General features: G+C 71.8%; 13 protein-coding genes. 5 read left to right on the top strand and 8 right to left on the bottom strand.

What is annotated here, in order from left to right; genetic code table 11:
- Position 1: 1 nt before the first annotated feature.
- The 4 genes from B072_RS0140360 to B072_RS0140345 form a co-directional block, all read right to left on the bottom strand.
- A complete protein-coding gene (locus B072_RS0140360; protein ID WP_018535697.1) occupies positions 2–1,453 on the bottom strand; it encodes an NCS2 family permease in 1,452 nt (483 codons plus the stop codon).
- Between the two features lie 208 nt (positions 1,454–1,661).
- Entirely contained in the window at positions 1,662–4,061 is a 2,400-nt protein-coding gene (locus B072_RS0140355) for a xanthine dehydrogenase family protein molybdopterin-binding subunit (RefSeq protein WP_018535696.1), read from the bottom strand.
- Positions 4,062–4,065: 4 nt separating this feature from the next.
- Positions 4,066–4,653: a (2Fe-2S)-binding protein gene (locus tag B072_RS0140350; protein WP_018535695.1), complete on the bottom strand. Its 588-nt coding sequence runs from the start codon at positions 4,651–4,653 to the stop codon at positions 4,066–4,068.
- The gene (locus B072_RS0140345) at positions 4,653–5,549 is read right to left on the bottom strand and encodes an FAD binding domain-containing protein (RefSeq protein ID WP_018535694.1); all 897 of its coding nucleotides are present in this window, start codon (positions 5,547–5,549) and stop codon (positions 4,653–4,655) included. Before B072_RS0140345 ends, B072_RS0140350 begins: the two co-directional genes overlap by 1 nt.
- A 333-nt stretch (positions 5,550–5,882) precedes the next feature.
- Between B072_RS0140345 and B072_RS0140340 the strand changes: the two genes are divergently transcribed.
- On the top strand, positions 5,883–7,562 hold the full coding sequence (locus B072_RS0140340) for a PucR family transcriptional regulator (protein ID WP_018535693.1): 1,680 nt from the start codon (positions 5,883–5,885) through the stop codon (positions 7,560–7,562).
- Positions 7,563–7,692: 130 nt separating this feature from the next.
- Positions 7,693–8,454, top strand: a complete 762-nt coding sequence (locus tag B072_RS0140335; RefSeq protein WP_199791142.1) for a hypothetical protein — start codon at positions 7,693–7,695, stop codon at positions 8,452–8,454.
- A gap of 141 nt (positions 8,455–8,595) precedes the next feature.
- On the opposite strand, the gene B072_RS0140330 is transcribed toward B072_RS0140335, so the two are convergent.
- On the bottom strand, positions 8,596–9,354 hold the full coding sequence (locus B072_RS0140330) for a GntR family transcriptional regulator (protein WP_018535691.1): 759 nt from the start codon (positions 9,352–9,354) through the stop codon (positions 8,596–8,598).
- 140 nt (positions 9,355–9,494) lie between these two features.
- Between B072_RS0140330 and B072_RS0140325 the strand changes: the two genes are divergently transcribed.
- On the top strand, positions 9,495–10,349 hold the full coding sequence (locus tag B072_RS0140325) for a (2Fe-2S)-binding protein (RefSeq protein WP_018535690.1): 855 nt from the start codon (positions 9,495–9,497) through the stop codon (positions 10,347–10,349).
- Between the two features lie 186 nt (positions 10,350–10,535).
- Entirely contained in the window at positions 10,536–11,618 is a 1,083-nt protein-coding gene (locus B072_RS0140320; protein ID WP_026246840.1) for a DUF2637 domain-containing protein, read from the top strand.
- A 48-nt stretch (positions 11,619–11,666) separates the two neighbouring features.
- Here B072_RS0140320 and B072_RS0140315 read toward each other — a convergent pair whose 3' ends face one another.
- The gene (locus tag B072_RS0140315; RefSeq protein WP_026246839.1) at positions 11,667–12,104 is read right to left on the bottom strand and encodes an ATP-binding protein; all 438 of its coding nucleotides are present in this window, start codon (positions 12,102–12,104) and stop codon (positions 11,667–11,669) included.
- 246 nt (positions 12,105–12,350) lie between these two features.
- Here B072_RS0140315 and B072_RS0140310 point away from each other — a divergent pair, with 246 nt between their 5' ends.
- Positions 12,351–15,416: an alpha-mannosidase gene (locus tag B072_RS0140310; RefSeq protein ID WP_018535687.1), complete on the top strand. Its 3,066-nt coding sequence runs from the start codon at positions 12,351–12,353 to the stop codon at positions 15,414–15,416.
- A gap of 45 nt (positions 15,417–15,461) precedes the next feature.
- Here the strand turns inward: B072_RS0140310 and B072_RS0140305 are convergent, their stop codons facing one another.
- Positions 15,462–17,207, bottom strand: a complete 1,746-nt coding sequence (locus B072_RS0140305; RefSeq protein ID WP_018535686.1) for a pyruvate dehydrogenase — start codon at positions 17,205–17,207, stop codon at positions 15,462–15,464.
- An 88-nt stretch (positions 17,208–17,295) separates the two neighbouring features.
- Positions 17,296–19,017, bottom strand: coding sequence for a protein phosphatase 2C domain-containing protein (locus B072_RS0140300; RefSeq protein ID WP_026246838.1), 1,722 nt, complete (start codon positions 19,015–19,017; stop codon positions 17,296–17,298).
- Positions 19,018–19,063 lie beyond the last annotated feature (46 nt).

Raw genomic sequence — 19,063 nt, 5'->3', positions numbered from 1 at the left:
GCTACTTGACGCCCAGCCAGCTCTCGATCGGGTGCAGGCCGAAGTAGACGAGGAAGACGAGCGTCAGCACCCACATGAAGGCGCCGATCTCGCGGAACTTCCCCTGCGCCGCCTTGATCGCCGTGTAGGCGATGACGCCGGCCCCGACACCCGCGGTGATCGAGTACGTGAACGGCATCAGGACGACGGTCAGGAACACCGGCACCGCGACCGCCCGGTCGGACCAGTCCACGTGCCGGGCGTTCTGCATCATCATCGCGCCGATGACGACGAGCGCGGCGGCGGCCACCTGCCCCGGCACGATCTGCGCCAGCGGGGTGAAGAAGAGGCCGAGCGCGAAGAACAGGCCGGTGACGACGGAGGACAGGCCCGTGCGGGCACCCTCGCCGACGCCGGTGGCCGACTCGATGAAGACGGTCTGCCCGGAAGCGCCCGCCACACCGCCGATCGCGCCGCCCGCACCGTCGATGAACAGCGCCTTGGACAGGCCCGGCATGCGGCCCTTGTCGTCGGCGAGCTTGGCCTCGGTGCCGACGCCGATGATGGTGGCCATCGCGTCGAAGAAGCCGGCGAGCACGAGCGTGAAGACGATCATGCCGACGGTCATGCCGCCGATGGAGCCCCAGCCGCCGAACTCGACGTGACCGAAGAGGCCGAAGTCGGGCATGGAGACGGCGCTGCCGGACAGCTCGGGCGGGCTGCCGCCCCAGACCTTCGGGTTGAGGTCGAAGACCGCGTTGACGATGACGGCGAGGATCGTGCCGACGACGATGCCGATCAGGATCGCGCCCGGGATGTTGCGCGCCTGGAGCATGAAGATGAGCAGCAGGGTGACGCTGAAGAGCAGCACGGGCCAGCCGGAGAGCTGACCGCCGGTGCCGAGGGTGACCGGGTTGCCCTTGCCGACGAAGCCGGCGTTGACGAGCCCGATCAGGGCGATGAACATGCCGATGCCGATGGTGATGCCGTGCTTCAGGGCCAGCGGGATCGCGTTCATGATGATCTCGCGCAGACCGGTCACGACCAGCAGCACGATCACGATGCCGTACAGCACGCACATGCCCATGGCCTGCGGCCACGTCATGTTGGGTGCCACCTGCGTGGCGAGGACGCCGGAGACGGACAGGCCCGCGGCGAGCGCGAGCGGGACCTTGCCGACGAAGCCCATCAGCAGGGTGCACACGGCCGCGGCGAGCGCGGTGGCCGTGATCAGTCCGGCGTGGCTGAGCTTGTTCCCGTCCACGTCGGGGCCGCCGAGCAGCAGCGGGTTGAGCAGGAGGATGTAACACATCGCCATGAAGGTGGTGATGCCGCCGCGCACTTCGCGCGCGAACGTCGATCCTCGCTCCGATATGTGGAAGTAGCGGTCGAGCCAAGAGCGTCCGGCGGGCTGGCGCGTTCCCGCGCCCGCGTCCTCCGCGGCGGTCCTGGGCTCCACGGACTGCTGGGTCATGGTGCCTCGTTTCCCAAGGTTCAAAGGTGCACCCGTGAACTGCCTCGCGGAGTTCGGGATTTGGGATGGCCGCACGACCCGGGGGACGGCCCGAGACAAGTGCGCATGTGTGCTCCGGACGGTGTGGGCACGGAAGTGTGACGTTCCTGGGAGGCACACACCGTCCGGAGGGCTTGCGATGACGCGATGACGGACTCGGCGGTCGTGCTTACGCCGGAGCGGTGCCCGTCAGGTGCTCGGGCCGGACCGGGGTCCGGTTGAGCTCCAGGCCCGTCGCGTTCCGGATCGCCGCGAGGACGGCCGGGGTGGACGACAGGGTCGGTGCCTCGCCGATGCCGCGCAGCCCGTACGGGGCGTGCTCGTCGGCGAGTTCGAGCACGTCGACCGGGATGGTCGGCGTGTCGAGGATCGTGGGGAGCAGGTAGTCCGTGAAGGACGGGTTCCTGACCTTCGCGGTGACGGGATCGACGACGATCTCCTCCATCACCGCGATGCCCATGCCCTGGATGGTGCCGCCCTGGATCTGGCCGATCACGGAGAGCGGGTTGAGGGCCTTGCCGACGTCCTGGGCGCAGGCCAGCTCGATGACCTTGACCAGGCCGAGCTCGGTGTCGACCTCGACGACGGCGCGGTGGGCGGCGAACGAGTACTGGACGTGTCCGTTGCCCTGCCCGGTACGCAGGTCGAAGGCCTCGGTGGGCCGGTGGCGCCACTCCTCCTCCAGCTCGACGGCCTCGTCCTCCAGTACGTCGACCAGGTCCGCGAGGACCTCGCCGCCGTCGGTGACGACCTTGCCGCCCTCCAGGAGGAGTTCGGCGGTGGCCCACGCCGGGTGGTAGGTGCCGAGCTTGCGGCGGCCGATCTCCAGGACCTTCTCGCGCACCAGCTCGCAGGCGTTCTTGACGGCGCCGCCGGTGACGTACGTCTGACGCGACGCGGACGTCGAGCCGGCCGAGCCCACCTGGGTGTCGGCGGGGTGGATGGTCACCTGGGCGACGCCGAGCTCGGTGCGGGCGATCTGCGCGTGGACGGTGATGCCGCCCTGGCCGACCTCCGCCATCGCGGTGTGCACGGTGGCGACGGCCTCGCCGTTGATGACCTCCATGCGCACCTTGGCGGTGGAGTAGTCGTCGAAGCCCTCGGAGAAGCCGACGTTCTTGATGCCGACCGCGTAGCCGACCCCGCGGACGACGCCCTCGCCGTGCGTGGTGTTGGACAGGCCGCCCGGCAGCTGGCGCACGTCGGAGCCCTCGCTGGACTCCCACTGGCGCTCCATCGGCAGCGGCATCGCCTTGATGCGGCGCAGCAGTTCGGCGACCGGCGCCGGGGAGTCGACCGGCTGCCCGGTCGGCATGATGGTGCCCTGCTCCATGGCGTTGAGCTGCCGGAACTCGACCCGGTCCATGCCGATGCTGTCGGCGAGCTTGTCCATCTGCGCCTCGTACGCGAAGCACGCCTGGACCGCGCCGAAGCCGCGCATGGCGCCGCAGGGCGGGTTGTTGGAGTAGAGCGCGATCGCCTCGATGTCGACGTCGTCGATGACGTACGGGCCGACCGACAGGGACGAGGCGTTGCCGACCACGGCCGGGGAGGCCGAGGCGTAGGCGCCGCCGTCGAGCACGATCCGGCACTTCATGTGCGTGATCTTGCCGTCCTTGGTCACGCCGTGCTCGTAGTGGAGCTTGGCGGGGTGCCGGTGGACGTGTCCGAAGAAGGACTCGAACCGGTTGTAGACGATCTTGACGGGCTTGTTCGTGCGCAGGGCGAGCAGGCAGGCGTGGATCTGCATCGACAGGTCCTCGCGGCCGCCGAACGCGCCGCCGACGCCGGCCAGCGTCATGCGCACCTTGTCCTCGGGCAGGCCGAGCACGGGCGCGATCTGCTGGAGGTCGGAGTGCAGCCACTGGGTGGCCACGTACAGGTCGACGCCGCCGTCCTCGGACGGCACGGCGAGACCCGACTCGGGGCCGAGGAACGCCTGGTCCTGCATGCCGAAGACGTAGTCGCCCTCGACGACGAAGTCGGCGCGCTGCGCGGCCTTCTCGACGTCGCCGCGGACGATCGGCTGGCGGTGCACGATGTTCTGGTGCGGGACGTGGCCGGCGTGGTGGTCGTCGCGGCCCTCGTGGACGAGGATCGCGTCGGGCGCGGTCGCGGACGCCTCGTCCGTGATGACGGGCAGCTCGCGGTACTCGACCTTGATCTTGGCGGCGGCGCGGCGCGCGGTCTCCGGGTGGTCGGCCGCGACCAGTGCGACCGGCTCGCCGTGGTGGCGGACCTTGCCGTGCGCGAGGACCGGGGTGTCCTTGAACTCCAGGCCGTACTTCTTCACGTCGGTCGGCAGGTCGTCGTAGGTGAGGACCGCGTAGACGCCGGGGGTCGCGAGGGCCTCGCCGGTGTCGATGGAGACGATCTCGGCGTGCGCGACCGTGGAGCGCAGGATCTGGCCCCAGAGCATGTCCTCGTGCCACATGTCGGACGAGTACGCGAACTCGCCGGTGACCTTGAGGGTGCCGTCCGGGCGGAGCGTGGACTCGCCGATGCCGCCCTTGGTCTGCGCGCCCTGCGTGACGTTGAAGGGGATTCCGGTGGTGCGTGTGTCAGCCATGACCTCAGACCCCTTCAGGCGCGGACTGGCGCGCGGCCGCGAGCCGCACCGCGTCCATGATCTTCTCGTAGCCGGTGCAGCGGCACAGGTTGCCCGAGAGCGCCTCGCGGATGTCCGCGTCGGACGGGTTCGGGGTGCGCTCCAGCATCTCGTCGGCGGCGACCAGCAGACCCGGGGTGCAGAAGCCGCACTGGACCGCGCCGGCGTCGATGAACGCCTGCTGGATCGGGGCGAGTTCGGTGCCCTCGCCGGTCTGCGAGTCGGTGCCCTCGGCGGACCAGCCCTGGGCCTGCTGCAGCGTCGTACCGCAGGAGCCGCCGTCCTCGTGACCGCAGCCGCGGTTCTTGGCGAAGTCGGCGAGGCCCTCGACGGTGACGACCTCGCGGCCCTCGACCTGTCCGGCGGCGACCAGACACGAACACACCGGTACGCCGTCGAGGCGGACGGTGCAGGAACCGCACTCGCCCTGCTCGCAGGCGTTCTTGGAGCCCGGAAGCCCCATCCGCTCACGCAGCACGTACAGCAGGGACTCGCCCTCCCACACGTCGTCGGCTTCCTGCGGACGGCCGTTGACCGTGAAATTGACGCGCATTACGCGACTCCCTCCGAACGGGCGGTGCCGCGGTACGACTCCCAGGCCCAGGTGAGCGTGCGGCGGGCCATGATGCCGACCGCGTGGCGGCGGTACGAGGCGGTGCCGCGTACGTCGTCGATCGGGTTGCAGGCGGCCGAGCACAGGTCCGCGAACTGCTTGGCGACCGACGGGGTGATGATCTTGCCGTTGTCCCAGAAGCCGCCCTCGTCGAGCGCGGCGTTGAGGAACTGCTCGGCCTCCTTGGCGCGGATCGGGGTCGGCGCGGCCGAGCCGATGCCGGTGCGCACGGTCCGCGTCTCGGGGTGGACGGCGAGCCCGAAGGCGCACACGGCGATCACCATGGCGTTGCGGGTGCCGACCTTGGAGTATTGCTGCGGGCCGTCGGCCTTGGGCAGGTGCACGGCGCGGATCAGCTCGTCGGGCTCCAGCGCGTTGCGCTTGACGCCCGTGTAGAACTCGTCCAGCGGGATCATGCGGGTGCCGCGCACGGACTCGGCCTCGACCTCGCCGCCGGAGGCGAGCAGTGCCGGGTGGGCGTCGCCGGCCGGGGAGGCGGTGCCGAGGTTGCCGCCGACGCCACCGCGGTTGCGGATCTGCGGCGAGGCGACCGTGTGCGAGGCGAGCGCGAGGCCCGGCAGCTCGGTGCGCAGATTCTCCATGATCTTGGTGTACGAGACGGAGGCGCCGAGCCGGACAGTGCCCTGCGGTCCCTCGCCCACCTCCCACTCGCTCAGCTCGCCGATGCGGTTGAGGTCGAGGAGGTACTCGGGCCGCCGGTGGTCGAAGTTGATCTCGACCATCACATCGGTGCCACCCGCGATCGGCACGGCTGTGGGGTGCTCGGCCTTGGCGGCGAGCGCCTCCTCCCAGCTGGCGGGGCGAAGGAAGTCCATGAGCGGCTCTCTTCTAGTAATCGTCGTTCGGCGTCGTTCGTCGAAGAACGTTCGTGTGGAGCGTTCGGTGATCGTCCTGCGATGCGATCGAGCCAAGGGACGTGCGGACCACAGAGGCTCGTTCATGTGCTGTTCACGTGGAGTGGGCCCAGTACACCGCCCTGTGCTCCACCGGGGTCAGTCACGGAAACCATGAAGGAGTTGGCTGACCAAGAGGGGTGTCTTGTAGATTCGTATGAACGGAGGACCTCAGTAACCTCTTCGTTTCCCCCCGGAAACCCCCGAGGCACTCCACCACGCACCACTTCGAGACAGATCGGCGGCGACCAAGACATGCGGCTGCGCGCATTGCTGGACACGGACGCGCTGGGCCTCAGGCTCCTGGGCGGCGACGAGGAGCTGGACCGTACCGTCCGTGGCGTGATGACCACGGACCTGCGGGATCCCAGCCGTTATCTGTCCGGCGGCGAGCTGGTCCTCACCGGTCTGGCGTGGCGCCGGGACGCGGACGACTCGGAGCCGTTCGTACGGATCCTCAACGCGGCCGGGGTGACGGCCCTCGCGGCCGGCGAGGCGGAGCTCGGCGCCGTCCCCGAGGACCTCGTCGAGGCCTGCGCCCGGCACCGCCTGCCGCTCTTCGCGGTGAACGAGTCGGTGGCGTTCGCGACCATCACCGAGCACGTCGTGCGCCAGGTCTCCGGCGAGCGCGCGGGCGACCTGGCGGCCGTCGTGGACCGGCACCGGCGCCTGATGACGTCGGGCCCCGCGGGCGGCGGTCCGGACGTCGTCCTCGACCTCCTGGGCAGCGACCTGGACCTGAACGCCTGGGTGCTCTCGCCCGCGGGCCGCGCGATAGCCGGCTCCAGCGCGAGCGCGCCCGAGCTGTCCCCGGACATCTGCGCAGGCCTCGCCGCCGAGCACCTGTCGGCGACCCGCACCGGCCGCCGCGCACCGCACCGCGTCACCGTCGACGGCGCCACGTACTCGCTCTTCCCGATCCGCTCCGGCGCCCGGGGCACCGGCCCCACGGCCTCCCGCGACGTGCGCGAGACGGTCCTCTCGGACTGGCTGCTCGCCGTCGAGGCGGACGCCGGTGACTGGCCCGAGGAGCGGCTCGACCTGCTCCAGGGCGTCACCCAGCTGATCTCGGTGGAGCGCGACCGGCGCGACGCGGCCCGCACGGTACGCCGCAGGCTCGCCCAGGAGGTCCTCGAACTGGTCCAGTCGGGCGCGGCCCCGGCCGAGATCGCCGCGCGCCTGCGCGTCGCGGCCCCGGTGCTGCTGCCGGGCCTGGGCGCGGCCCCGCACTGGCAGGTCGTCGTGGCGAAGGTCGAGTGGGAGGGCGGCCAGATCGAGGGCGGCCCCGTCGCCCAGTCGCTCCTCGAGGAGATCCTCGTCGACCCGCTGTCCTCGGGCCCCGAGCCGTCCGACCGGATCGCGGTCGCCCACACCGGCGACGAGGCGATCGCCCTCGTCCCGCTGCCGGCGGTGCCGACCGACGACAGCGGCGCGGAGCAGGGCCTGATCGCCGACACGCTCCTGGAGGCCGTACGGGACCCGCTGTCGGCGGGGCTCGCCGACGACGGTCGCCTGACCATCGGCGTCAGCGCGGCCGTGCACTCCGCGGAGGGGCTGCGCGGCGCCCTGGAGGAGGCCCGGCACGCCCGGCGCGTGGCGGCGGCCCGCACGGGCCTGGTCTGCGCCGCCGGTCACCAGGAGCTGGCGTCCCACGTCCTGCTGCTGCCGTTCGTCCCCGACGACGTGCGCCGCGCCTTCACCGCCCGCCTCCTGGACCCGCTGCGCGACTACGACCGCAAGCACCGCGCGGAGCTGATCCCGACCCTGGAGGCGTTCCTCGACTGCGACGGCTCGTGGACCCGCTGCGCCTCGCGCCTCCACCTGCACGTCAACACCCTGCGTTACCGCGTCGGCCGGATAGAACAGCTGACGAACCGTGACCTCTCGCGCCTGGAAGACAAGTTGGACTTCTTCCTGGCTCTGCGCATGAGCTGATCCGCAAGACCATGCGTTTGTGAATTCTTTCACCCACCCCCTTGGCCGGGTGCCGTGATCCGTGCTGAGATGCCCCTCATCAACTCGGCTCGATGGCGTGCTCGGGGAGGGCAACGTGGCGCATCCCGCCATGTCTGGTACCGGAACGAACGCAGGGGACGATCCACTCCAGACCGCGGTGTGGCGGCTGCGCTCGCGCGGCTGCTGGGCCGACGCGGCGGCGCTTCTCGACCATCACGCGGCGACGGATCCCGCGGCCGCGCTGCAGCGGGCGGCGCTCCTGGTGGAGCGGTGCCTCTACACGGAGCAGGGCTGGGCGGAGGCCGAGGACGCGCTGCGCGCCGCGGAGGCGCTCGCCCACACCGACGAGGAGCGCGGTGCGGCCGCCTGCGAGCGGGGTCAACTCGCTTACGCCGCTACGTTGTTGAAGGTCCGGGACCGGGTCGACGAGGCCCGCTCCGCGCTCGGCCGGGCGGCGGCCCTGATCGCCCCCGGCGCGGCCGCCCGCGCCCTCCTCGACTTCCGTCGCGGCCTGATGGCGGAGAACCTGTCCGACGCCCCGCAGGCGGCGCGGGCCGCGTACCGCCGCGCCCATGCCGGCGCCACGGCCCACGGCGACGCGCTGCTGCTCTCCTTCACCTGGCGCCACCTCGCCGGACTCGCTCTGCGCGAGGGCGAGTTGGCGGAGGCCCGCCGAGGCTTCGCGGAGTCGCTCCGGCTCCGCGAGGAACTCGGCTACCTGGTGGGCACGGCCCCGGCCCTGGTCTCCTTGGCCGAGGCCGAACCCGAACCGGAGACGAAGGCGCGGCTGAGGGCGGAGGCGGGCCGTCTGTTCAGGTTGCTGGGCGGGGTGCCGACGTGGCTGGCGGGGGTGCTGCCGGCGGCGGCGTGACGGGGCACTCCGCCAGGGGCGCGGGGCTGTGCCGATCAGCGGCTACGCCGCGGGGCGCGGCCAGCCACGACGGCGCGGCAGCCGGGACCGAGCTGTTCGAGAGCTTGGGGAAGACAGATTGCCCAAGGCGGGGCGGCAGGGTCAGGCCGGGCCGAAGTGTTCCTGGACCAGGGCGCTGACCGCGCCCTGGTCCTGTGCCTCCAGCGCGTCCAGCAACGCCACGTGCTGCGCCGCGTCCCGCGCCAGATCGCAGCGGGACCACACGACTCGCCGCCGCAGATCGTCGGCGACCCGGACCAGCTGCTCGTTGCCGCCGAGGGACAGCACGGCCCGGTGAAAAGCGCGGTCCGCGTCCGCGTACCGCGCCAGGTCGCCGCAGGCGGCCGCGGTGACCGTCTGCTCGGCGCCGGGCCGCAGCTCGGCCCAGCGCCCCACCGGCACCGTCCGGGCGAGGCGCAGCACGACCGGCACCTCGATCAGGGCCCGCACCTCGGCGAGCTCCGCCAGCTCCCGCGCCGTCCGCTCGGTGACCCGGAACCCGCGGTTCGGCACGACCTCGACGGAACCCTCGCGGGCCAGCTGCTGCATGGCCTCGCGCACCGGCGTGGCCGAGACCCCGAACCGCTCCCCCAGGGCCGGCGCCGAGTACACCTCGCCGGGCGCGAGCTCCCCGGAGACGAGAGCGGCCCGCAGCGCGTCCAGGACCTGCCCGCGCACCGACGTCCGCTCGATGGTGACGCGCGGCGCGGGCGGCTCGCTGTGGGTGTGGTCACCCCGGCTCTGCGCGGGAACCACGGGCCCCGGGGCCCCCGCGGGCACCGACGCGGCGGCGCTCCGCTGCTCCGGCACCCCGAATGGCGCCACGCGCGGTCTGGCCTGCTCCACCCCGGTCATCCCCATCGCCGCCGTTCCCAGCCGTTCTTTGCCGTTTGTCCTGAGCTCAACGCAGAACTGTAGGCCGCTCGGCCCGCAGTTCAAACCCCGAATCCGTCGGGTAAGGTAAGGCTTACCTGCAAACGATCGTGATTCGGTGGTCCCGCATGACCCTCGTCACCCCGGCGCCTGCCACGACGGACAGCGCGGTCTCGGCCGCGTACGCCCGCCTCTCCGAGGTGTTCCCGAGCCTGCGCATCACGGAACTGGGCCCGGAGGAGCCGCTGCCGCACGGCGCCGGCTGGGTCCGCACCGAAGAGCTGGCGCGGAGCGGTCCCGCGCTCGACGCCTTTCTGGCCTGGGACAACGCCCAGGTTCTCAAGGACTACGGCCAGCAGGCCCGCCCCGACGTCATCGCCAGCTTCGGCCTGCACCGCTACGCCTGGCCCGCCTGCCTGCTGATCACGGTCCCGTGGTTCCTGCACCGCCGGGTGCCCCGTTTCCCGGCGGCCCATGTCTCCTTCCAGCGGGCGCTCGGCCGGATGGCCGTACGCGTCACCGATTTCGCCTGTCTGCCCGGCGACCCGGCGGCGAACCTGCCCGGCGCCCACGTCGTGCCGGACGAGGAGGCCCTGCGGGCCGAGGTCCGCGCGGCCGTCGCGGACCATCTGCAGCCCGTCCTGACCGGCTTCGGCCCGCGGATGCGGCGCGGCCCGCGCGCCCTGTGGGGCATGGCGACGGACGAGATCGTCGAGAGCCTCTGGTACGTCGGGCATCTCCTCGGCGAGGAGGGCCGCGCGATGACCGACCTCGAGGAGCTGCTGCCCGGCACCACGAAGCCGTACGTCGGCAAGGCCGCCTTCCGTGAACTCACCGGACCGGAGGGCGAGACCCTGCCCACCCGGGACCGCGCCAGCTGCTGCCTCTTCTACACGCTGCGCCCCGAGGACACCTGCGTGACCTGCCCGCGTACCTGCGACGCGGACCGCGTCGCGCGGCTCACGGGAACCACGGCAGCCTGAACCACTCGTACGAGTGAGGTAAATCGAACTCAACTACCTTTTCTGGGGCGGGAGTTCGAGCGTACGACCGCTTTGCACGCCCCCTTGCACTCCAATGGCGTTCTCTTGTCCCGAAACCCCCTGCGGGCTCGGAGGGCTGCGCCAATATGGCGCCCGACCGCCCTACCGCTATGCAAGGGACCCCAGATGAGATTGACCGACATATCGCTGGACTGGCTGCTTCCGGGCGCCGTGCTGCTCCTGGGCGGACTGGCGGCGGTTGCGGTGCTCGCGCGCGGCAGGCGCGCCGGGGACACCGGCAAGAAAGGCGGATCGTCGTTGGACGAGTCGTGGGAGCGCAGCGAGGAGCGCCGCAGGCGCAAGGAAGCCGTCTACGGCACCGCCTCGTATGTGCTGCTGTTCTGCTGCGCGGCCGTCGCCGCCGCGCTCTCCTTCCACGGTCTGGTCGGCTTCGGCCGGCAGAACCTGAGCCTGTCCGGGGGCTGGGAGTACCTCGTCCCGTTCGGCCTGGACGGCGCGGCGATGTTCTGCTCGGTGCTCGCGGTGCGCGAGGCCAGCCACGGTGACGCCGCACTCGGCTCCCGCATACTCGTGTGGACGTTCGCGGGTGCCGCCGCCTGGTTCAACTGGGTTCACGCGCCACGGGGGTTGGACCACGCGGGCGCCCCGCACTTCTTCGCGGGGATGTCCCTCTCGGCCGCCGTCCTCTTCGACCGTGCCCTGAAGCAGACGCGCCGCGCGGCGCTGCGCGAACAGGGCCTGGTGCCACGGCCGTTGCCGCAGATCCGGATCGTGCGGTGGCTGCGCGCGCCCCGGGAGACGTACAGCGCCTGGTCGCTGATGCTCCTGGAGAACGTACGGACGCTGGACGAGGCGGTCGACGAAGTGCGCGAGGACAAACGGGAGAAGGTCCAGAACCGGATGCGGCAGCGTGAGCACCAGAAGCTGGAGCGGGCGCAGCTGCGCGCCCTCAGCCGGGGCCACCGGGGTTTTTCCGCGCGCGGTGGCCGTCAGGTGGACGTGCCCGCCGTGGCCTCCGCGGCCGGTTCGGCGCAGGTCGGCTCGGACCCTGCCATACCCCCGGGAACCCAGCCCTCACAGGACCAGCTTCCGCTGCGCGCCCGGCCATCGCTCCAGGCCGTGAAGAACGGCTCTGATCCGTCGGCCTCCGTCACCGTCGACCTGACGGCCGAGGACGACACTCAGGCGCTGCCCCGGCTCGACACCCTCGAGCGCAAGCTCAAGGACCTCGAGCAGCAGTTCGGTTGACCACCGCTCGAGGCCCTTGGGGTCGATCCTCACCGCGGCGGCGTCGTGTCACACGGCGCCGCCGTCCAGTTCGAACCACACCACCTTCCCGGTCATTCCGGTGCCGAGCGCCGCGACGCCCCAGGCGTCCGCGAGGGACTGCACGAGAACCAGTCCCCGGCCGTGGGTGCTGTGTGTACCGTCGTCGGCGTGCGGTACCCGCAGCTTCGGCCGTCGTGTCGCGAAGTCACGCACCTCGACCCTGAGGCCCCGGGGGCCCACGGTCGCCGTGAGTTCCGCGTCGCGGTCCGTGTGCACCAGCGCGTTGGTGACCAACTCGCTGGTGAGCAGCTCGGCTATCTCCGATCTTCCCGGCCTCCCCCAGTGCCGGAGCAGCTCGCGCAGTGCGCGCCGGGTCTCCGGTACGGCCCTCAGGTCCGCCCTGCCCAGCTTCCGTTTGAGCTGTTCAGGCGGCCGGTCCCCCTTCGAGGCCGCCATGTCCTCCATGTCGTGCGCCTGCCGTTTCATGACCCCCGCCCACACGCCGATCCCCGTACCTCTCTCGCTCTGGACTCGTGTTCCTCGGCTTTCTCGGCTTTCTCGGCCTGTCTCTCGAACGTGTACACGGGCATGCATTCCCCGCTCCCATGTCCGCACTCCTGTTGATTCGTCCATCACAGGCGGGTGTCCACCGACGGCGTGGGGAAGGGAAGCGGAGGATCTCCCGCAGGACGTGTAACGGAAGGAGCCGCTGTGCACGACGACCGACAGCTCGTGGAAGGCCGACTCGATCGGGCGATGCGTCAGTTCGTCCGTCCCGCGCAGTACGCGGAACGCACCCCGCTGACCTTGAGCGTGTGGCACGCGCCGGGCGAACCCGTGCCCGTCGCCGAGGCCCTGGAGGGAAGCTACGAGCCGTTCGAGCCCGGCACCGTCTGGGGAAAACCCTGGTCGACCAGTTGGTTCCGGTTGGAGGGGCGGGTTCCCGAGGAGTGGGCCGGGCACCATGTCGAGGTCGTCGTCGATCCCGGGTTCAGCGGGCAGGGCCCCGGCTTCCAGGCCGAGGGGATGCTCTACGACGCCACGGGTGTGCCGCTGAAGGGGATCCATCCACGCAACCGGCACCTCACGGTGGCGCGACACGCGGTCGGGGGCGAACCGGTGCATCTGCTGCTGGAGGCGGCAGCCAATCCGACGGTCCTCCGGGACTTCGAACCCACGCTCCTCGGTGACGTACTGACTGCGGGGAATCGCCCCATCTACCGATTCCGCGCTGCCGACTTGACCGTACTGGACGAGGCCGTCTGGCATCTTGTGCTCGATGTCGAAGTGCTGTCCGAGCTGATGCACGAGCTGGACGCGGACCGGGGCAGGCGCCATGACGTGCTGCGCGCCCTGGAGCGGATGCTGGACACCCTCGATCTGCACGACGTGTCCGGCACGGCGGCCGCCGCCCGTGCCGAGCTCGCCGAGGTGCTGGCCCGCCCCGCGCACGCCAGCGCGCACCGCGTGTCGGCGGCCGGGCACGCGCACATCGACTCGGCGTGGCTGTGGCCGCTTCGCGAGACGGTCCGCAAGGCGTCACGGACGTTCGCGAACGTCACGGCGCTCGCCCGCGACTACCCCGAGCTGGTCTTCGCGTGCTCGCAGGCGCAGCAGTACGCGTGGGTGAAGGAGCACCAGCCGCACATCTGGGAGCGCATCAAGAAGGCGGTGGCGGACGGCAACTGGGCCCCGGTGGGCTCGATGTGGGTGGAGTCGGACGCGAACATGCCGGGCGGCGAGGCGCTGGCCCGGCAGCTGGTGCACGGCAAGCGGTTCTTCCGTGACGAGCTGGGCGTGGACACGGAGGAGGTCTGGCTGCCGGACTCCTTCGGGTACACGGCCGCCTTCCCGCAGCTGGCGAAGCTGGCGGGCGCGAAGTGGTTCCTGACGCAGAAGCTGAGCTGGAACCAGACGAACAAGATGCCGCACCACACCTTCTGGTGGGAGGGCATCGACGGCACCCGCGTGTTCACGCACTTCCCGCCGGTGGACACGTACAACGCGCAGTTCCACGCCCGTGAACTGGCCCACGCGGAGCGGAACTTCGCGGAGAAGGGCGGCGCGTCCCGCTCCCTCGTCCCGTTCGGCTGGGGCGACGGCGGGGGCGGTCCGACGCGCGAGATGCTGGAGAAGGCGCGCCGGCTGCGCTCCCTCGAAGGCTCACCGACGGTGGAGATCGAGAAGCCGTCGGCGTTCTTCGAGGCAGCGTACGAGGAGTACGGGGAGCGGGCGCCGGTCTGGTCCGGCGAGCTGTACCTGGAGATGCACCGGGCCACGTACACCACGCAGGCGAAGACGAAGCAGGGCAACCGACGCAGTGAACACGCCCTGCGGGAGGCCGAGTTGTGGTGCACGGCGGCCGCGCTGCGGGATCCTTCGTACGCGTATCCCTACGACGACCTCGACCGGATCTGGAAGACGGTGCTGCTGCACCAGTTCCACGACATCCTGCCCGGTTCGTCGATCGCCTGGGTCCACCGGGAGGCCCGGGAGACCTACGCCCGCGTCCTCACGGAGCTCGACGAGCTGACCGTCGACGCCGTGCGCAGGCTCGGCGGCGGGGAGCCCTCGGCGCTCAACGCCTCCCCCTATCCGCGCAGTGAAGTCGTGGCGCACGAAGGGCAGTTGGTGCATGTGAACGTCGACGGCCTGGGCGCCAGGTCGCTGCCCGAGGCCGCCGCGCACACCCGTGGTCCCGGCGCGCACGCGGCGGCGACCCGGGAGGCCGACGAGAAGATCGTGCTCGCCAACGAGCATCTGACGGTGTCGATCGACGCCGACGGGCTGCTCGCCTCCGTTCGGGACCTGGCGCACGGCGGCCGCGAGGTGCTCGCCCCCGGCACGCGCGGGAACCTGCTCCAGCTGCACCCCGATCACCCCACCCGGTACGACGCCTGGGACCTGGACGCCCACTACCGGCACAGCCGCACCGATCTCACCGAGGCGGAGTCGGTGGAGCTGGTCGAGGAGGGGCCGCTGCGGGTCTCGGTCAGGGTCGTCCGCTCCTTCGGGAAGTCCCGGGTCACCCAGGAGTACCGGCTCGCGGCGGGCAGCCGGCGCCTCGACGTCGTCACGGACATCGACTGGCAGGAGTCGGAGAAGGTGCTGAAGGCGGCGTTCCCGCTGGACGTGCACGCCGAACGGTCCACGTCCGAGATCCAGTTCGGGCACGTGCACCGGCCGACGCACGCCAACACCGGCTGGGACGCGGCCCGTTACGAGATCTGCGCGCACCGCTGGCTGCGCGTGGCGGAGGAGGCGTACGGCGTCGCGCTGCTCAACGACTCGACGTACGGCCATGACGTGACCCGCGCGCAGCACGACCAGGTCCTCGGCACCACGGTCCGGTTGACGCTGCTGCGGGCCCCGCACTCCCCCGACCCGGAGACCGATCTGGGCACGCACCGCTTCACGTACGCGCTGCGTCCGGGGGCGACGACGGGCGACGCGTTGGCGGAGGGGCTCGCGCTGAACCTGCCGCTGCGGATCGCCGAGGCGCCTGCGCTCACGCCCCTGGTCGCGGTCGACGACCCGGCGGTGACGGTGGAGTCGGTGAAGCTCGCCGAGGACCGCAGCGGCGATGTCGTGGTCCGGCTCTACGAGTCGCGGGGCGGACGCGCGAGCGCGACGCTCACGACCGGGTTCCCGGTGGCCGGGGCCGACGAGACGGACCTGCTGGAGCGCCCGCTGCGGCCCGCCGACACCTCGGACGCCGGACTCGCGCTGGAGCTGCGCCCCTTCCAGATCCTGACGCTGCGCCTGCGGCCCGCGTGAGCGTGCCGGTGCCCGGCCCGCTCGGGCCGGGCACCGGGCGTCACGTCAGGGCCGCGGCATGTTGCGCAGGTTGGAGCGGGCCATCTGCACCATCCGCCCCACGCCACCGTCGAGGACGATCTTCGAGGCGGAGAGCGCGAAGCCCGTCACCATGTCGGCGCTGATCTTCGGCGGGATGGACAGCGCGTTCGGGTCGGTGACGATGTCGACGAGCGCCGGGCCCTTGTGCTTGAAGGCGTCCTTCAGCGCGCCCGCGAGCTGCTTGGGCTTCTCGACGCGGACGCCGTAGGCACCGGCGGCGCGGGCCACGGCGGCGAAGTCCGGGTTCTTGTTGGTGGTCCCGTACGACGGGAGCCCGGCGACCAGCATCTCCAACTCCACCATTCCCAGGGAGGAGTTGTTGAAGAGGACGACCTTGACCGGGAGGTCGTACTGCACGAGCGTCAGGAAGTCGCCCATCAGCATCGAGAAGCCGCCGTCGCCCGACATGGAGATGACCTGCCGCTCGCGGTCGGTGAACTGGGCGCCGATCGCCATGGGCAGCGCGTTCGCCATCGAGCCGTGCGAGAAGGAGCCGATGACGCGGCGGCGGCCGTTGGGCGAGATGTAGCGCGCGGCCCAGACGTTGCACATGCCGGTGTCGACGGTGAACACGGCGTTCTCGTCCGCGAGTTCGTCGAGGACGGAGGCGACGTACTCGGGGTGGATGGGGACGTGCTTCTCGACCTTGCGGGTGTACGCCTTGACGACGCCCTCGAGCGCGTCGGCGTGCTTCTTCAGCATCTTGTCGAGGAAGCGGCGGTTGGACTTCGGCTTCACGCGCGGGGTGAGACAGCGCAGCGTCTCGCGCACGTCGCCCCACACCGCGAGGTCCAGCTTGGAGCGGCGGCCGAGGTTCTCGGGCCGGACGTCGACCTGGACGATCTTGACGTCCTTCTGCGGCAGGAAGGCGTTGTACGGGAAGTCGGTGCCGAGCAGGATCAGCAGGTCGCACTCGTGGGTGGCCTCGTAGGCGGCGCCGTAGCCGAGCAGCCCGCTCATCCCGACGTCGAAGGGGTTGTCGTACTGGATCCATTCCTTGCCGCGCAGCGCGTGTCCGACCGGCGACTTGATCTTCTCGGCGAACTCCATGACCTCGGCGTGCGCCCCGGCGGTGCCGCTGCCGCAGAAGAGGGTGACCTTGTCGGCCTCGTCGATCAGCTCGACGAGCTTCTCGATCTCCGTGTCGCCGGGGCGGATGGTCGGCCGGGACGTGACGATCGCGGTCTCGGGGCTCTTGTCCGGCGCTTCCTGGTCGGCGACGTCACCCGGCAGGGTGACGACGCTGACGCCGGAGCGGCCGACGGCGTGCTGGATGGCGGTCTGCAGGACGCGCGGCATCTGCTGCGGGCTGGAGATCATCTCGCTGTAGTGCGAGCACTCCTGGAAGAGCCGGTCGGGGTGGGTCTCCTGGAAGTAGCCGAGCCCGATCTCGCTGGACGGGATGTGCGAGGCGAGGGCGAGGACCGGGGCCATGGAGCGGTGGGCGTCGTAGAGGCCGTTGATGAGGTGGAGGTTGCCGGGCCCGCAGGATCCGGCGCAGGCGGTCACGTTCCCGGTGATCTGCGCCTCGGCCCCCGCGGCGAAGGCGGCGGTCTCCTCGTGCCGTACGTGGATCCAGTCGATGGCGCTGTTGCGGCGGATGGCGTCGACGACCGGGTTCAGGCTGTCGCCGACGACTCCGTACATGCGCCGGACGCCCGCGCGGACGAGGATGTCGACGAACTGCTCGGCGACGTTCTGCTTGGCCATGGCGTTGTGCCCCTTCGGAACCCGGTTTCGGTCTCGGTCTCGGTGCCGATCACTGCTTCCGGGTTCCATGAATTCACACGGGGCGCCGTTACGCCTCCCAAACGGCGACGGCGGTGCGGTCGTCGGCATATCCCTTGACCCGTACCTGGGTGTCCGCGAGGAACGCGGCGAGGCCCGGCGGTTCGGCGTCGGCCCAGCGGCCGGCGAGGTGCCGGGCGAGGTCGGGCTCGCCGCGCAGCGGCTCGGCCAGGCCTGCCGTGCACAGCAGCAGGGTGTCCCCCGGGCGGGCGACCGAGGCCCGGAACCGGAACGGGTCGCGGGGCGGCTGCTGCGGCGCGGGCTCGTACGGGCTGGGCGGTGTGGTGATGCCCAGGTCCATGGTGAGCCGGTCGCCCTCCGGGGTCTCGGCGGCCTGCTGGGACCCGTATCCCACGACAGGCGCCCCGGTCTGCTGCTCGGCGACGCTCGGCTCGATGTCCTGCCAGGCACCGTCCCTGAGCCGGAACAGGCCACCGCCGCCGACGCCGAAGTAGACGCGGGTGCGGCAGTCGGGGTCGGCCGGGACGAGCAGGCAGCGCAGGGTCGCGGCGTACTCCTCCGGGTCGAGCCCCTGCTCGGCCGCGGCGGCCCGCAGCTTGCCGAGGCTGCGGTCGGTGAGCCGGTGCAGTCCGGACTTGAGGTCGCCGCGGCGTCCCGCCCTGATGTCCTCGGCGAGCCGGGCGTGGCTGAGGCCGACGGCCCGTCCGATCCAGTCGCACGCCTCGGCCGCGGCGCGGTGCGCGCCCGGGGTGGCGCGGGCGCCGGTGGCCATGGCGACGAGGATCAGGGCGCCGGGCCCGCTGCCGAACCGGGCGGTCAGCAGGCTGTCGCGGCGCGGCTCGCCGCGGTACCGCGCGGAGTCGCCGCGCACGGAGGCCGCCCGCAGCACGCAGGCGCCGTAGCGGGCCCCGTCGAGCACGGTGTCGGCCACGAGGTCGTCCAGGTCCTCGGGGTCGGCGGCCGGCAGCGCGGTGGGCTCGGCGTCGTAGGTGGGCGGCCCGTCGCCCACGTACGGAACCGTGCGCGCGGCGGGCTGCGGTGACGGAACGGTCGACCGCTCCGGCTGAACGGGCGCAGCGGCCGGGACGGGCGGGACCACCGGGACGGGTGGTGTGGTGGGCGGGGCCGGGGGCGGGTCGGCCGGCGGCCGGGTGGGGAGCTCCGGGGCGGGACTCCGGTCGGGTGGACCGGTGACGGGCACGGCGGACGCGAGACTCCGGCCCGGTGGACCGGTGACGGGCACGGCGGACGCGGGACTCCGGCCCGGGCCGTCGTCGGAGCCTCGGCCCGCCGTGGGCCCTTCGGGTGCCGGAGGGGCGGCCGGGATCTCCCTGCCCGGCAGGGGCTCCCAGCGGGTGGGCTCGGAGGCGACGGCGTCGGAGACCTCGGGTTCGGCCCTGTCGGGCGTCGCCGGAGGGCCGGTGCCGTCCGGTGCGCCAGCAGGTCCGCGACCGCCCGCCCTGGGCGGTCCGACCGTGCCGGGACGCAGCGGTGGGAGAACTCCGGTGTCGTCCTCGACCGCGCGTGGGCCGCCGGAGGCCGGGCCGGGATCGTCCGGGGTGAGAGCGGCCGTCTCCGCCGGATCGGTGGCCCGCTCACCGGGTGGTGTCGCCACCGCCCCGGCCGAGGCGAACCGGTCGTCCAGGGTGTCGCGCGCCGGAGTCGCTCCGGTGTCGGCGGCGGCGACGGCTTCGTCGTGCTCGTACAACTGCCCCCACCAGTCGTCCTCCTGGGTCCGGCGTCCGGTGGGCCTGTCCCCCTGCTGACTCATGCCCTTATTGTCCACGGCACGGGCCGTACGAAAACGGGGCATCGGG

This window comes from Streptomyces sp. HmicA12 (assembly GCF_000373565.1).
Classification (GTDB): domain Bacteria; phylum Actinomycetota; class Actinomycetes; order Streptomycetales; family Streptomycetaceae; genus Streptomyces.
The sequence above is the reverse complement of the archived record's forward strand: the minus strand, read 5'-3'. Positions and strand labels throughout refer to the sequence as shown.